This window comes from Chryseobacterium sp. AC405b, assembly GCF_979258685.1.
Map to the genome: position 1 here is coordinate 2285629 of NZ_OZ409877.1, position 15548 is coordinate 2301176.

The following is a 15548-nucleotide window of genomic DNA, read 5'->3' on the forward strand; positions in this document are numbered from 1 at the left end:
AATTTCACCCCCTAATTTTAATTTAACTAAGTATGAAAAAACAAAATTTACTGTTTTTACTTTTGATGAGTGTTTTTGCTTGTCAATTGTATACGGGACAGAATTTTACGGTTCCTGTATGTTCAGGAAGTCCAAGTCTTGGTAGTAATGTCTATGGTCCCATGAATAGCGTGGCAACCGCTAATAGTAAAAACAGAACTGCTTTTATTCTCCCAGCATCCCAGTTGCTGGCTATGGCAGGTGGAACAATTACTTCAACTTATTTTAAAAGATTGACGGCTACGGGATCACTGCCAGCAGGAACAACTTTTAAAATTTATTTGAAGAACACTACAGCAGTAGACTATCCTACTGCGCCAGATTGGGCAACAGAAATTGGTACAGCAACATTAGTTTATGATTCAGACCCTGCATCTGTTGTAGGAACTACTGCTGGCTCTAAACAATTTTTAGGGCTTGCAAGTTTTGTATATACTTCGGGCAGTAATCTTGCCGTATTTATGGAGTATACCCAGACTACCGCACCTGCTGCTGCTATTACTTGGGAGTATGAGTACACTGGTTCTTGTATTAGTACTACTAATAGTAATACAACAAGATATTTAAACACTACTTCAGCTTTTACAGCTACCCTTACATCAGCTAATTATAGAAGACCTTACATAGCTTTTGATGTTACAATGCCTCCAGCTACCACTGTACCTGCTTGTACTACGGTAAGCGCGCCTGCAAATGCAGCTACCGCTGTTTCTCTTACTCCTACCATTACTTGGGCGGGGGTTTACGGAGCAAATGGAGCTTCCAGTTATTTAATTAATTTAGGAACTACTCCTGGTGGAACTGATATTTTAAATGGATTTAATGCTGGTAATTCTACTTCTTATGTAATTCCTGCGGGTGCATTATCATATGGCACGCAGTATTATTTAAAAGTGATACCAACGAATAACATTGGTTCTGCGACAGGTTGTAATGAAACTTCTTTTACAACATTGACGGTACCATGTCCTTCAGTAGGGTCTCCTGCAAATCCTACTCTTGGAACTTCTTTAAACCCAACAATTACTTGGACGGCTGTAAATGGAGTAACTGGATATAGATTGACAGTAGGAACTTCAGCAGGTGCTAGTAATATTTTGTCAAATGTAGATTTGGGTAACGTTACAGCATATACATTTGCTACTCCTCTTAATCCAAATACTCAATATTTCTATACAGTTAATTCTTATCAAGGAACAAATGTTTCTTCAGGATGTACAGAAAGAAACTTTACGACTGGATCAACGGTACCGCCAGTAAATGACAACTGTTCGGGTGCTATTGCATTAACGGTAAACCCAAATCTGTCTTGTGGTACTGTGACAGCGGGGAATACTCTTGGTGCGACTCTGTCTATGGCAGCGACTCCTTGTTTCGGAAATCCTGATGATGATGTTTGGTTTTCATTTGTTGCAACATCTACATCACACAATATTAGTTTGACTAATGTAGTGGCAACTGGAACGAGTACTTCTTTAGATATGTATTTTAATGTATTGAGCGGAGCTTGTGGTACAATGACTAGTGTACTTTGTAGCGATGCAGATTCTAATCTTTTGACTGGTTTAACTCCAGGTCAGACGTATTATGTAAGAGTATATAATTATGCGGGTGCTGGATCGAATAATAGCTTTAATATTTGCGTTGGAACACCACCACCGCCACCAGCGAATGATGATTGTACAAATGCAACAGTCCTAACGGTAAATCCTAACTACTCATGCGGAGTAATCACTTCTGGGACAACAGTAAGTGCAACGCAAAGTACAGAGACTGCACCAACTTGTGCGGCAACTGGAGTAAATGATGATGTTTGGTTTAAATTTACAGCTACTAATGCATCACACAGAATTTCACTTACAAATGTGTCGGGAACTACAGATATGGCAATGTCTGCTTACAGTGGTGCTTGTGGAAGTTTGGTGCATATAGTATGTAGCGATCCAAATACAATGGAGTTAACAGGTTTAACTGTTGGTCAAGAGTATACGATAAGAGTATGGACTTACACTGCGACAACGTCAACGAGCGCAACATTTGATATCTGTGTTGGAACACCACCACCACCGCCAGCAAATGACAATTGTGCTACTGCTGTGGTATTGACTGCAAGTGCTACAGGAACTTGTGGGACAACTGTGTCTGGAACTACACTTAGTGCAACTGCTTCTGTTGATGCAATTGCGCCATGTACGGGAGTTGCAGATGATGATGTTTGGTATTCTTTTGTTGCAACAAGTACAGCACATACAGTTACATTATCTAATGTTGTTTCAGTAGGATCTACATCAAGTACAGCATTGAACCTTCAAGTCCTTTCAGGTACTTGTGGTGCTTTAACAAGTGTACTTTGTGATACAACTTCAGCTTCTCCTGCAACATTGACAGGATTGACAGTAGGAAATACTTATTTTGTAAGAGTATATAATAATGCTACAGGATCACTTGCAAATGCAAATACATTTAATATTTGTGTTACTACAACGCCTCCTCCTCCAGTAAATAACGATTGTGCGGGTGCTACTATAGTTGTACCAGATAGTACACCAATTGCAGGAACGACTGTAAGCGCAACACAAAGTACAGGGACAGCTCCTACTTGTGCTGCAACAGCAATTGATGATGATGTTTGGTATAGCTTTACCGCTACATCTACAACTCATTTAGTAAGTGTGCTTTATTCTGATAATGCCACAGCAACCCAAGTCTATTCAGGTTCATGTGGAAGTTTAGTAGCTGTAGCTTGTTTTTCAGGTGCTTATGGTAATTCAAATATATTGCTTCCAGCTCTTACAGTAGGTAGCACATATTATGTGAGAGTTTATTCTACGAGTACAACTGTAGGTGTAAATTCTAATTTCACATTTGCTGTAACAACACCTACTGCACCTACTAATGATACATGTGCAACTGCAACTGCAATTGCTTGTGGTGGTACTGTAACAGGAAACAATGCTTTAGCTGCCGATGAAACTTTACCAACTTCTACTTGTGGTGGTACAACTACAACAGCAAGTTACAAAGGAGTTTGGTATACAGTTACAGCAGTTGCTAATGGGCCAATAACTATTGATGCTTGTGGTGCTAAGTTTGATTCTTATTTAAGAGTTTATACAGGAAGTTGTGGTACTCTTACTTGTTTTGCAAATACTGATGGTGTTGGTTATGCAGATACAGGATGTACAGTAACATTATATAATGCGCCAAAACTTACTTTTAACGGAGTAGCTGGTACTACTTATTATGTTTTATTCAGTAGTTATGCTGCAGCACAAATGGGTGACTACTCACTTGCTGTTACCCAAAACTGTACAGTATTAGGAACTTCTGAAGTCGTTAAAAATGAAAATCTAAAAGCTTACCCTAATCCATTTGCTGATGTGTTAAACATCTCAGATGTGAAGAACGTAAAATCTGTATCAGTTGTTGATATTGCTGGAAGATTAGTGAAAACTATAACAAAACCAAGTTCAGCGCTTCAGTTAGGAGAATTGAAATCTGGAATGTATATGGTGATCCTAAACATGAATGATGGTTCTAAACAAACAATCAAAGCGATTAAAAAATAATTTTTTAATTTTAAATAATGATAGCGACCATTTTGGTCGCTATTTTTTTTGTGAACAATTCAGAAATGTTAGTATAGTTAATTTGTCGACTTTTCAATCATTTTTCTTTTTTAACATAATAAATTAAAATTAGTTTATTTCCATTTAACGCAAATATGTTAATTTTTGATAATTTATTAATATTTAATTGTTGGTGTTGTTATTAATTATTAATTTCGATTTTTTAATCATAAAATTACTATAATGAAAAAAGTTTTATTCATGGGTTTTGCGGCATTAGGATTAATGTTGTCGGCACAGACCTATTGCACACCTAATTATTCGAGCGGTTGCAGTGGTGGGGATCAGATCAATGATTTCACGATTTCAACGGCAGGCTTCAGTCACTTAGGTACTGGTTGCTCATCAAACACATATGGTGATTATTTTGCGAGTCAGACCGTCACACTCTCTCCCACGATTCCTTATTCTTTTTCTGCAACACATGATTATCAGGGTCAATTTGTAAAAATTTGGGCTGATTTTAATAATGACGGCACTTTTGATGCAACAACAGAATTGATTGGTTCGGGGTCAAGCGGTACTACTACAACGACAAATGGGACAATTACCTTGCCTTCAACTGTAACAGCAGGGAATTATAGAATGAGAGTTGCAGACAGATGGAACAATGATCCAACACCTTGCGATATTACTGGATATGGTGAAGTTCATGATTACAAGCTTACAGTAACTCCGCCACCAACTTGTCTTGCACCATCAGCTCTTGCCACTTCTAATATAACTCCTACAACAGTAGATGTTACATGGACGCCATCATCTACAATACCTGGTCAAGGATATGATGTTTTTTATAGCAGTACAGGAGTTGTACCAACTGCTGCTACAGTTCCACTTTTAAATTCTGCTACACCAGCTGTTACTTTAACGGGATTAACACCTGGAACCAATTACTGTATTTGGGTGAGATCTAAATGTACTGCAACAGAAGCCAGCAACTGGATAAACACTTGTATGGTTACGGTATGCGTAGCTGCAAATGTTCCTTACACACTGGATTTTGAAAATGCTACAGTTCCGGGAATGCCTATATGTACTCAAGCTACAAACCCAGGATCTGGAAATAGCTGGGTGATAAGTAATGACCCTGGGAATGGTTTTACAAATAAAACACTGACTTATTACTACAATTTCCAAAATTCTGCTAATGCATGGTTTTTCACTCAAGGAGTAAATTTAGTTTCAGGAACTACTTACAGAATTAAGTATAAATATGGAAACAACAGTGCTTTTTATACTGAAAAAATGAAAGTTACTTATGGTACAGCACCTAATCAGGCATCTCAGACAAATGTGCTGCATGATTACACAAGTATCGTAGATGTTCTGACTCCGGTTACAGATTTTTACTCATTTACACCTACAGCAAGTGGTGTCTATTATTTTGGGTTTAATGTGTATTCTGATGCAAATATGTTTAATCTGTATGTGGATGATATCATTGTGGAAGTTAACCCTTCATGTGTAGAGCCTACTGCTTTATCTACCAGTGCAATTACAGCATTTACTGCAACGGTATCGTGGTCTGCACCAGCAACAGCGCCTGCAAATGGTTATGAATATTATTTGTCGACAACAAATACTGCTCCTACATCTGCTACTGTAGCAACAGGAACTGCAACTACAGCGACAACTGATCTTTCATCATTATCATCGTCTACAGCATATTATGTTTGGGTACGTTCTGTATGTTCGGCAACAGATAAAAGCTCTTGGTCTTCTGCTGCAAACTTTACAACTGAAACTTTCTGTCCGTCTGTTACAAGTCCTGCAAATGGAGTAACAGGTGTACCACTTTCACCAACGATTGAATGGACTGCAATGACAGGAGCTACAGGATATAGAATTACCGTAGGAACTACTTCAGGAGGTACAGATGTATTGAATAATTACGATGTAGGAAACGTTACTTCGTATACATTTACTTCTCCGCTAGCTAATAGTATTGAATATTTCTACACAGTCAATGCTTATGATGTCGGAGGTCTTACATCAAATTCTTGTACTGTAAGAAATTTTACAACAGAATGTGCGGCAATTACCCCAAATTACACCAATACTTTTGCTAGTATCAACACTGCGTGCTGGAACCAGTCTTCTGGTGGAACTGTAGGAACTGGTCCTACAGGTACGGCTTCAAATTGGCTTGAAGATGGTTTCCTTAATAACGGAACAACCGGAGCAGCTAAAATCAACCTCTATTCAACTAATACTACAGGATGGTTAGTTTCTCCTACTTTCAATTTATCTAGTGGATCTTATGATTTGACATTTGATTATGGAATGACAGAATGGAATGGAACAGCTGCGGCAACATTGGGTTCTGATGATAAAATCGAAGTTCTGATGTCAAATAATAATGGAGTTACATGGACGTCTATTCAGTCATGGAACGCATCTACAAATATTTCAAATACTTCAACTGCGTTTTCTTACACGATTACAGGTGGAACAACTCAAATGAAGTTTGCTATTTATGGAACAGATGGTACCGTAGATGATACTCCTGATAATGATTTCTTTATTGATAATTTTGCGATCAATCAATCTGCTTTATCAACAGTAGAAAGTTCGCTTAATAAAAACAATATCAAAGTATATCCTAACCCATTTGCTGATGTGCTAAACATCTCAGATGTGAAGAATGTAAAATCTGTATCGATTGTTGATATTGCCGGAAGATTAATAAAAACTATTGACAAACCAAGTTCTGCTCTTCAGTTAAGAGAGTTGAATTCAGGTATGTATATGGTGATTTTAAATATGAATGATGGTTCTAAACAAACAATCAAAGTAATTAAAAAATAATTTTTTAAACTTTAAATAATAATAGCGACCTTTTTGGTCGCTATTATTTTATTATGCTATTCTGAATATTATAATTAAATTTCACTTCATGGATCATTATTGAAAAGAAACATTCATATTCTTTTTGGAAATTAATTTTTTTTACAAACGTAATGTAATATTAATAGCGTAATAAAATATATGTTATAACTTTACCTATAATTGTGCTATTAATACTTTATGAAAAAAACTATACTTTTTATCGTCTTATCCTTTAATATTTTTTTAAATGGTCAAATAAATTTAGGTTCAGGAAGTACATCGGTCTCACCTGCTCCTGTAAGTACATATTACGGGTATTCTTATGTACAGCAAATTTTCACAAAAAATGAAATCAATGCAAATTCTTCAGGAAATATTACAGGTCTTAAGTTTTATCTGAATCCCAATTCAACGATTACCAACTCTTCGAGTTGGATTATATATCTTGGTAGCACTACAAAAAATAATTTCACCTCAATTTCAGACTGGATTCCTGTTTCGCAACTTAACCAGGCTTTTTCAGGAACAGTAACCAACGTTAACGGAGTAGTGACAGTAGTACTTCCTGCACCTTTTGTATATAATAACACAGAAAATTTGGTTTTGGCTGTGAAAGAAAATTCTGCAGGCTATGATGCAAATGGTTTTAATGACGCATTTTACGGTTATAATTCAGGTCTGAACTCGGTATTGTATTACCGAAGTGATGTTAATAATCCCAATCTTTCTTTCCCTCCAAATGGATTTTTAAGTGATCGGAAATCTGTAATTACCTTTAACGGAATAAATCCAAATTCAACAATTGCTTGTCCCGATCTCATCTATCCAATCAATAACTCATCTTTTATTCCTTTATCACCAACCATTGAATGGGTAACGGTTCCCGGAGCTACAAGTTACAAAGTGTCTATAGGTACTATTTTGGGTGGCTCGGATGTAGTTAACCAGCAATCTGTAAGTACAAACAGTTTCACAGTTTCTCAGACTTTATCTGCAAATACAATATATTATCTAAAAGTAACGGCTGTGAATACAAGCGGAGAATCTCAGGGATGTTCAGTCATTATGTTTAGAACAGCACCCGGACAACCCTCAAATGATGAATGCGCAAACGCAATTACTTTAACAGTTAATCCAAATGCCGTTTGCACCGCATCAACTCAGGGATATACTCTGGGAGCAACCAATTCAGGATTAAGCCCCACTCCGTGTTATGGAAATCCTGATGACGATGTTTGGTTTAAATTCACAGCTACAGCAACATCACACAAAATTTCACTCAATAATATTGCTTCTGTTGGCACCACTAACAGCAATGATATTTATTTTCAGGTTTTTAGCGGATCTTGCGGCAGTTTGACGAATATGTTATGTTCAGATCCTGCATCTTCATGGGTTACTGGTTTGACGGTTGGGTCCACATATTATGTGAGAGTGTATAGTTATGGTGGTGCAGGAAGCAATCAGAGTTTTGATATCTGTGTGGGAACAATTCCGCCAACACCTGTGAATGATACCTGTTCAGGAGCTTTATCTGCGAATACTTTTCCATATTCTTACACACAATCTGATGCGGCAGGAGCAACTAACAATACAGGATTTTTATCTACTTGCTCTGATGGAATGAATGACGGAACCTGGTTTAGTTTTACAGGAAATGGCGGTACTGTTGATGTCGTGGTGAATATGCCAACCGGAAGTTCTTTTGACCCTCAAGTCGGAGTTTTTACCGGAAGCTGCAGTGTTTTAACCTGTGTAGATACAGAAGATAGCGGAGGTGACGGCGAAACAGAGATTATGTCTGTACCAACAGTTGCAGGGACAATATATTATGTAAATGTAGGTCATTACAGCAGTTCTGATAATGAAATTGAAGACATTTTCACCATCAATTTATCAAGCAGTTTTCTTGCAACTTCTGAGGTTTCTGAGGTCAAGTCTAAAGTGAAAATTTATCCTAACCCATTTACAGAGAGTATTAATATTTCAGATTTCACCACTGTAAAATCGGTTTCTGTGATGGATGTATCGGGAAGAGTTTTGAAAATAATTGAAAATCCTAATTCGGTAGTTCGTTTGGAACAGTTGAATTCAGGAGTGTATATTTTGAAACTAATGATGAAAGATGGCTCATCACAGTCTTTGAAAATAATTAAAAAGTAAAAACAAATTTAGTGATAAATGAAAATTGGCTGCTCATAATTGAACAGCCAATTTTTTTATATTATAAATTGCTTTATTCGCTTGGTGGTACAGGTTTTATTTCTCCTGTGCTCATCAAATCAAATATTGTAGGGAAAAACATTACAAGAATGAAATAGATGATGATCATTAAAATAATTAAAGCAAATAGAATAATTACTAAACTGTTGGGTCTGTTTTTCTTTTGTGGTTCCATGATTTCTGTTGTATTAGATAAATAGATTGTTTCGATGAAAGTACTATGCTAATTTCTTGCCACACTGTTTGCAATATCTCGCATCATCATCAATATCTTCATTTCCGCATCTCTCGCAGATCAATTCCAGATTTTGTCTTTTATTTCTCATTTCGGCAGTTACTATTCCTGTAGGAACTGCAATAATAGAATAACCTGCAAGCATCAGAATGACGGCAAAAAATTTCCCCATCGGCGTAATGGGTGATACATCGCCATAACCAACCGTTGTTACGGTAACCACTGCCCAGTAGATTGATTGAGGAATCGTCTCAAAACCAGGTCTTCCTCCTTCCACCATGAACATCAGTGAACCGACAATTACCGAAAAAATAATTAAAAATAACAGGAAAATATAAATTTTTCTTGAACTGTTTTTTAAAGCTCTTACTATGACATATCCGTCATTCATAAAATCCAGTAAATTGAATACCCTGAAAACTCTCAGCATTCTCAACATTCTGAAAATCAAAAAGTATTTTGTAATCGGAAAAAAGAAACTCAGATAAAAAGGAACCAGTGAAAGAAAATCAATAATGCCAAAAAAACTGAATATGTAATTTTTTTTATTTTTTAAAACAGCAATTCTCAGAAAATATTCTGCAGAAAAAATAACAGAGATAATCCATTCTGAAATGATAAAATAAATATGAAATTTCTTATCAATCTTAGGAACACTCTCCATTAAAATAATAAAAGTGCTCACCAAAATCAAACACAAAAGTATGACGTCAAATAATTTCCCCAGACGGGTATCTGATCTGTAAATGACGCGGTACAAAAATCTTTTCCAAAGTTTGTCACCTGGGACGAGATTGTGTTCTTTTTCCATAATTGGTGTTTTTTTGTACAATAAATTACGCTATTTTCGTAACAAACTTACATAATAAAATGACAATACGCGAAGTAATTTCAGAAATAGAAAAGCTTATTGATATGCCACAAGCTGAAGACTTTGATAACGTAGGGCTTTTGTGCGGTCTGCCGGAAAGAAATGTCTCAGGAATATTGGTCTGTCATGATGCTTTGGAAAATGTGGTGGATGAGGCCATACAAAGAAACTGTAATTTTATTGTCTGCTTTCACCCGATTATTTTTTCTGGTTTAAAATCTCTCACAGGTAAGAACTATGTGGAAAGAGCAGTATTAAAAGCCATCGAAAATAAAGTTGCCATCTACGCCGTTCATACCGCTTTTGATAATGATTTTCATGGAGTCAATGCCGGAATCTGCAATCTTTTAGGTTTAAAAAACTTAAAAATCCTTCAGCCGAAAAAAAATAATTTGAAACAGCTTAATGTCTATGTTCCAAATGAATATTCCGAAAAGGTAAAAGAGGCCCTTTTCTCTGCCGGAGCCGGAAATATTGGGTTTTATGACGAATGCAGTTTTAAAATAGAAGGGAAAGGAACTTTCAGACCCATTGAAGGTTCAAATCCGTTTTCCGGGCAACACAATATTCGTGAAAATGCCGATGAAGATATGATTTCTGTGATTTTTGAATCTTTTAAACAAAATCAAATTCTTGCCGCAATGAAATCGGCTCATCCTTATGAAGAAGTTGCGCATCAGATGTATCAGCTAGAAAATGAAAATCAATATTCGGGATTGGGAATGTACGGTGAATTTGAAACAGAGATGAATGAAAAGGAATTTTTAAGTTTGGTGAAAGAAAAATTTAATTTAAATATTATCAGGCATTCGGATTTTAATCAAAAGAAAATCAAAAGAGTAGGGGTTTTGGGAGGTTCAGGAGCAAGCGGTATAAAATCGGCACTTTCAAAAAAATGTGATGCGTATCTCACAGGAGATCTCAAATACCACGATTATTTCCTGGCAGAATCTAAAATGCTGATTTGTGATATAGGACATTATGAATCAGAGCAATTGGTAAGTCAACAATTATTTGAAATTTTATCGCAAAAATTTAGTACATTTGCAATCTTAAAATCTAGTGAAAAAACAAACCCAGTAAATTATTTCCTATAGATATGGCAAAAATCACCGAAATTTCAGTCGAAGAAAAATTAAGAGCTTTATACGATTTGCAAATCATCGATTCAAGATTGGACGAGATCCGAAATACAAGAGGAGAATTGCCAATCGAGGTTGAAGATCTTGAAATCGAGATTGAAGGCCTAGAAAAAAGAGCGGAAAAATTTCATGCAGAGATTAAAGAGCAGAATGATCAGATCAATAATAAAAATGAAGTGATCAATCATGCAAAAACTTTAATCGATAAATACAAATCTCAACAGGATAACGTAAGAAATAATAAAGAATTTGAAGCTTTAGGAAAAGAAATCGAATATCAGGAACTTGAAATTCAGCTTTCTGACAAGAGAATCAAAGAATTCGGAGCTAAAATCGGTCACAAGGAAGAAACTCTTAACGAGTTGAATACTAAAATCGAAAATCTTAAAAATCACCTGAAATTCAAAAAAGAAGAATTGGAAGGGCTAATTTCTGAGACTCAAAAAGAAGAAGATTATCTGATCAAAAAATCTGAAGAATTTGCTTCTAAAATTGACGAAAGATTACTAGCTTCTTACCACAGAATCCGAACAAACTCTTCTACAGGTCTTGCAGTTGTAGGTCTTGAAAGAGGAGCTCCTAAAGGATCTTTCTTCACAATTCCACCACAAAAACAGATGGAAATTGCGCAGAGAAAGAAAATCATCATTGATGAACATTCAGGAAAAATTCTTGTTGACGACGAATTGGTGAACGAAGAAAATGAAAAAATGAATTCTATTATTAAATTTTAATACAGAATTTATATAAAAATACAAACGGCTTCAAATTTTTGAAGCCGTTTTTTTGTTCTGAACTTTTCGATGACAAAATTATAATTTCTCTTTTTTGGAATGGCGAAAATTTAGAATTAATTTTTGACGGGATGGTTTTATTTTACCTGTTGAAAATCTTTATGCTTTTTAAGTTTTCATAAATTTAATTTCGGATAAAATAATCCGTACAATTAGTTTTTAAACCAAAAAAAACCGCTTCAAAACTTAAACGGTTCGTTTATTTTAATCGTGATGATCATACATCTTGTCGTAAAGGTTTTTAAACTTCTCTTTTACCGCCTTTCTTTTCAGTTTGAGGGTAGGAGTCAGAAGTCCTGCTTCGATGCTCCACACTTCGGGTGTAAGCTCGATTTTCTTGATCTGTTCCCAATTTCCAAGATGTTCATTAATATCATCTATCTCTTTTTCTATTCTGGATTTCAGTTCCTGACTTTTTGCAATTTCCTGTGGCGTAGAACCTAAGGTAAGGTTATTTCTCATCGCCCAGTTTTTGGCAAATTCAAAATCTGGCTGTACAAATGCACAAGGCATTTTTTCGCCATCACCAACCACCATTATTTGCTCAATAAATTTGGAAGCTTTAGCTAAATTTTCAATCATTTGCGGTGCTATGTATTTTCCGCCTGAAGTTTTAAACATTTCCTTTTTGCGGTCGGTAATCTGCAGATATCCTTCACTGTCGATGTGCCCGATGTCTCCGGTTTTGAAAAATCCGTCTTCTGTAAAGGTTTCTTTAGTTTGTTCCTCATTTTTAAAATAACTTTTAAATACAGAAGGTCCTTTTACGGTTATTTCTCCATCCTCCTGAATTTTTACAGTTACATTATCCAAAGGATGTCCTACGGTTCCTACTTTCACTTTTCCGAAAGAGTTTACTGAGATTACCGGTGAAGTTTCCGTTAATCCATAACCTTCCAAAATAGGTATTCCTGCATTTTGGAACATTAAATTTAATCTTGTGGACAAAGCTGCCGAACCGGAAACTAAAGTAATGATTTCTCCTCCCAAACCCTCTCTCCATTTTTTGAAGACCAATTTGTCTGCTATAATTTCAGATAATCCTGAAGGTTTTGTAATTTCTTTTTTCTTTTGAATTAAATGTAACGCCCAGAAGAATATTTTTTGTTTAAATCCACCAGCTGAAGAACCTGTGTTGTAAATTTTATCGTACACTTTTTCTACCAAACGGGGAACCACGCTCATGTAGTGAGGTTTCACTTCTTTCACATTTTCACCCATTTTTTCAATACTTTCAGCAAAATAGATTGAAAAACCATTGTATTGGAAAAGATAGAACAGCATCCTTTCAAAAATATGGCAGATCGGTAAAAAGCTTAACACTCTGGTATCTTTATAATCTAAACTCTTTTTTCTAGGAATTCTTGGAAGTGAGCCCAATACATTAGAAACGATATTTTCATGCGTAAGCATCACCCCTTTTGGTTTACCGGTAGTTCCGGAAGTATAGATTAAAGTTGCTAAATCCTGCGGATTAATTGCCTTTGAAAGATCTTCAACCTCAATTTGAGTAGAATCATCTTCTCCCAAATCTAAAATTTCTTTCCAGTTGGCTGCTCCGGTAATATGATCAAACGTAAAAACACCTTGCAGAGAGGCTACGTTGTGTTTAATTTTCATCACTTTTGCCAGCAATTCCTTATCAGAAACGAAGCAGTATTTTATTTCGGCATTGTTGAAGATAAATTCATAATCTTCCGGTGAAATACTTGGATAAACAGGTACAGAAACGACTCCGATCTGTGAAAGTCCGAGATCCATTATTGCCCATTCTGTGCGAGAATTGGTAGTGATGAGTGCAATTTTGTCTCCGGGTTTTATTCCTAATTTCAAAAGTCCTCTCGAAATTTTGTTTCCTTGGTTTACAAACTCTTGTGTAGACGTCTTTTTCCACTCTCCCTGATGTTTTGTTGCAAACATTACATCATTAGGAAGTTTTTCTAAAGCGTGGTGAGGAATATCGAATAATCTTTTGATTGTCATAATTTGTTAAATATTTAATAAAGAATTTTAAATATAAGCATTTTTGTAAAAATAACATAATTCTGTTTACAATTTTCAAATGTCAAATATTTTTTCAGATTCGACTAAAAAGTGTTAATTTACGGCCATCTAATTATTATTTTTATGGACTTTAATTTATCCGAAGAACAGCTGATGATTCAGCAGGCAGCAAGAGATTTTGCACAAAACGAACTATTACCCGGAGTAATCGAAAGAGACCGCGATCAGAAATTTCCTACCGAGCAAGTAAAGAAAATGGGAGAAATGGGACTTTTGGGAATGATGGTTGATCCTCAATACGGCGGTGCCGGTATGGATAGTATTTCTTATGTTTTGGCAATGGAAGAAATTGCAAAAATTGATGCTTCTGCAGCGGTTGTAATGTCTGTAAACAATTCATTAGTTTGTGCAGGATTAGAAAAATATGCTTCGGAAGAGCAAAAAGTAAAATATCTTACTCCATTAGCAAGCGGACAGGTAATCGGTGCATTTGCTTTATCTGAGCCGGAAGCTGGTTCTGATGCAACTTCTCAAAAAACTACAGCAGAAGATAAAGGAGATTACTATCTTCTGAATGGTGTAAAAAACTGGATCACCAATGGTGGAACAGCTTCTTATTATATTGTAATCGCTCAGACTGATCCTGAAAAAAAACATAAAGGGATTAATGCTTTCATCGTAGAAAGAGGTTGGGAAGGTTTCGAAATAGGACCTAAAGAAGACAAACTGGGGATCAGAGGAAGTGATACGCATTCTTTGCTTTTCAACAATGTAAAAGTTCCTAAAGAAAACAGAATCGGTGAAGACGGTTTCGGGTTCAATTTTGCCATGGCAGTATTGAATGGCGGTAGAATTGGTATCGCATCTCAGGCTTTAGGTATTGCTTCAGGAGCTTACGAAATGGCTCTGAAATATGCTAAAACAAGAAAAGCTTTTAAAACTGAAATTATCAATCATCAGGCAATTGCTTTCAAGTTGGCAGATATGGCAACTCAGATTATGGCTGCAAGAATGCTTTGCTTTAAAGCTGCTGTTGAAAAAGATGCCGGAAAAGATATTTCTGAGATCGGAGCTATGGCAAAATTGTATTCTTCTCAAGTTGCGATGGATACTACGATTGAAGCAGTACAAATTCACGGTGGATACGGATATGTGAAGGAATATCATGTAGAAAGACTGATGAGAGATGCCAAAATCACTCAGATCTATGAAGGAACTTCTGAAATCCAGAGAATTGTGATTTCGAGAAGTATTGCAAAATAATCGATTTAAAATCACTAAATATCTATCATGAAAAAATCTTGGTTAATCACTTTGGGAGTCATTTTACTGCTTTTAGGTGTTTTTATCTGGTATAAATTTTTCTTCGTTTTCGGAGAAGGAGTGAAATCAGGTAATTTAAATTATGCCATCAAAAAAGGCTATGTTTTTAAAACCTACGAAGGTAAACTGATACAGGAAGGTTTTGGAAAAGGTACAGGTGGAACCATTACCAGCTACGAGTTTGAATTTTCTGTAGATAATCCGGAAGTTTTCAAACAATTGGAGCTCAACAGTGGCAAAAACTTTGATCTTCATTATAAAGAATACAAAGGGACATTGCCTTGGAGAGGAAATACAAGATATGTTGTAGATAAAATAGTGAACATGAAATAATCATAATCATAAAAGGCTCTCGCATTGAGAGCCTTTTACTTTACACCAAATCACAAATATAATATATGAAAATTCTTATTCGTTTATGGTTTGATGATGTTTTTCGAAAGAGGTTAAATCATTAAG

At 35.8% G+C, this 15548-nt stretch carries 10 protein-coding genes; 7 read left to right on the plus strand and 3 right to left on the minus strand.

Annotated features, from left to right (window positions below; all coding sequences use genetic code 11):
* Positions 1-32: 32 nt before the first annotated feature.
* From ACZZZA_RS11000 to ACZZZA_RS11010, 3 genes are all read left to right on the plus strand, one after another.
* Positions 33-3608 (plus strand): T9SS type A sorting domain-containing protein, encoded by a 3576-nt coding sequence (locus ACZZZA_RS11000; protein ID WP_463431723.1) that lies wholly within the window; start codon positions 33-35, stop codon positions 3606-3608.
* Positions 3609-3851: 243 nt separating this feature from the next.
* On the plus strand, positions 3852-6476 hold the full coding sequence (locus ACZZZA_RS11005; RefSeq protein ID WP_463431725.1) for a GEVED domain-containing protein: 2625 nt from the start codon (positions 3852-3854) through the stop codon (positions 6474-6476).
* 219 nt (positions 6477-6695) lie between these two features.
* Entirely contained in the window at positions 6696-8660 is a 1965-nt protein-coding gene (locus ACZZZA_RS11010; RefSeq protein WP_463431727.1) for a T9SS type A sorting domain-containing protein, read from the plus strand.
* Between the two features lie 73 nt (positions 8661-8733).
* Here the strand turns inward: ACZZZA_RS11010 and ACZZZA_RS11015 are convergent, their stop codons facing one another.
* Positions 8734-8895, minus strand: coding sequence for a hypothetical protein (locus ACZZZA_RS11015; protein ID WP_463431729.1), 162 nt, complete (start codon positions 8893-8895; stop codon positions 8734-8736).
* Between the two features lie 43 nt (positions 8896-8938).
* Positions 8939-9766, minus strand: coding sequence for an ion transporter (locus ACZZZA_RS11020; protein WP_463431731.1), 828 nt, complete (start codon positions 9764-9766; stop codon positions 8939-8941).
* Between the two features lie 59 nt (positions 9767-9825).
* Here ACZZZA_RS11020 and ACZZZA_RS11025 point away from each other — a divergent pair, with 59 nt between their 5' ends.
* Together ACZZZA_RS11025 and ACZZZA_RS11030 are read left to right on the plus strand one after the other, a co-directional pair.
* Complete coding sequence (locus tag ACZZZA_RS11025) at positions 9826-10923, plus strand: Nif3-like dinuclear metal center hexameric protein (protein WP_463431733.1); 1098 nt, start codon at positions 9826-9828, stop codon at positions 10921-10923.
* A gap of 2 nt (positions 10924-10925) precedes the next feature.
* A complete protein-coding gene (locus ACZZZA_RS11030; RefSeq protein ID WP_463431735.1) occupies positions 10926-11702 on the plus strand; it encodes a zinc ribbon domain-containing protein in 777 nt (258 codons plus the stop codon).
* 264 nt (positions 11703-11966) lie between these two features.
* Here ACZZZA_RS11030 and ACZZZA_RS11035 read toward each other — a convergent pair whose 3' ends face one another.
* On the minus strand, positions 11967-13745 hold the full coding sequence (locus ACZZZA_RS11035; RefSeq protein ID WP_463431737.1) for an AMP-dependent synthetase/ligase: 1779 nt from the start codon (positions 13743-13745) through the stop codon (positions 11967-11969).
* A 144-nt stretch (positions 13746-13889) separates the two neighbouring features.
* On the opposite strand from ACZZZA_RS11035, the gene ACZZZA_RS11040 reads away from it, so the two are divergent.
* Together ACZZZA_RS11040 and ACZZZA_RS11045 are read left to right on the plus strand one after the other, a co-directional pair.
* Positions 13890-15029 (plus strand): acyl-CoA dehydrogenase, encoded by a 1140-nt coding sequence (locus ACZZZA_RS11040; protein WP_463431739.1) that lies wholly within the window; start codon positions 13890-13892, stop codon positions 15027-15029.
* 27 nt (positions 15030-15056) lie between these two features.
* On the plus strand, positions 15057-15422 hold the full coding sequence (locus tag ACZZZA_RS11045; protein ID WP_463431741.1) for a hypothetical protein: 366 nt from the start codon (positions 15057-15059) through the stop codon (positions 15420-15422).
* Positions 15423-15548 lie beyond the last annotated feature (126 nt).

What these genes read in the sequence shown, in the direction of transcription:
- ACZZZA_RS11015 (WP_463431729.1), bottom strand. Translation starts at nt 8,895, where the DNA reads ATGGAACCACAAAAGAAAAACAGACCCAACAGTTTAGTAATTATTCTA.
- ACZZZA_RS11020 (WP_463431731.1), bottom strand. Translation starts at nt 9,766, where the DNA reads ATGGAAAAAGAACACAATCTCGTCCCAGGTGACAAACTTTGGAAAAGA.
- ACZZZA_RS11025 (WP_463431733.1), top strand. Translation starts at nt 9,826, where the DNA reads ATGACAATACGCGAAGTAATTTCAGAAATAGAAAAGCTTATTGATATG.
- ACZZZA_RS11000 (WP_463431723.1), top strand. Translation starts at nt 33, where the DNA reads ATGAAAAAACAAAATTTACTGTTTTTACTTTTGATGAGTGTTTTTGCT.
- ACZZZA_RS11045 (WP_463431741.1), top strand. Translation starts at nt 15,057, where the DNA reads ATGAAAAAATCTTGGTTAATCACTTTGGGAGTCATTTTACTGCTTTTA.
- ACZZZA_RS11010 (WP_463431727.1), top strand. Translation starts at nt 6,696, where the DNA reads ATGAAAAAAACTATACTTTTTATCGTCTTATCCTTTAATATTTTTTTA.
- ACZZZA_RS11005 (WP_463431725.1), top strand. Translation starts at nt 3,852, where the DNA reads ATGAAAAAAGTTTTATTCATGGGTTTTGCGGCATTAGGATTAATGTTG.
- ACZZZA_RS11035 (WP_463431737.1), bottom strand. Translation starts at nt 13,745, where the DNA reads ATGACAATCAAAAGATTATTCGATATTCCTCACCACGCTTTAGAAAAA.
- ACZZZA_RS11040 (WP_463431739.1), top strand. Translation starts at nt 13,890, where the DNA reads ATGGACTTTAATTTATCCGAAGAACAGCTGATGATTCAGCAGGCAGCA.
- ACZZZA_RS11030 (WP_463431735.1), top strand. Translation starts at nt 10,926, where the DNA reads ATGGCAAAAATCACCGAAATTTCAGTCGAAGAAAAATTAAGAGCTTTA.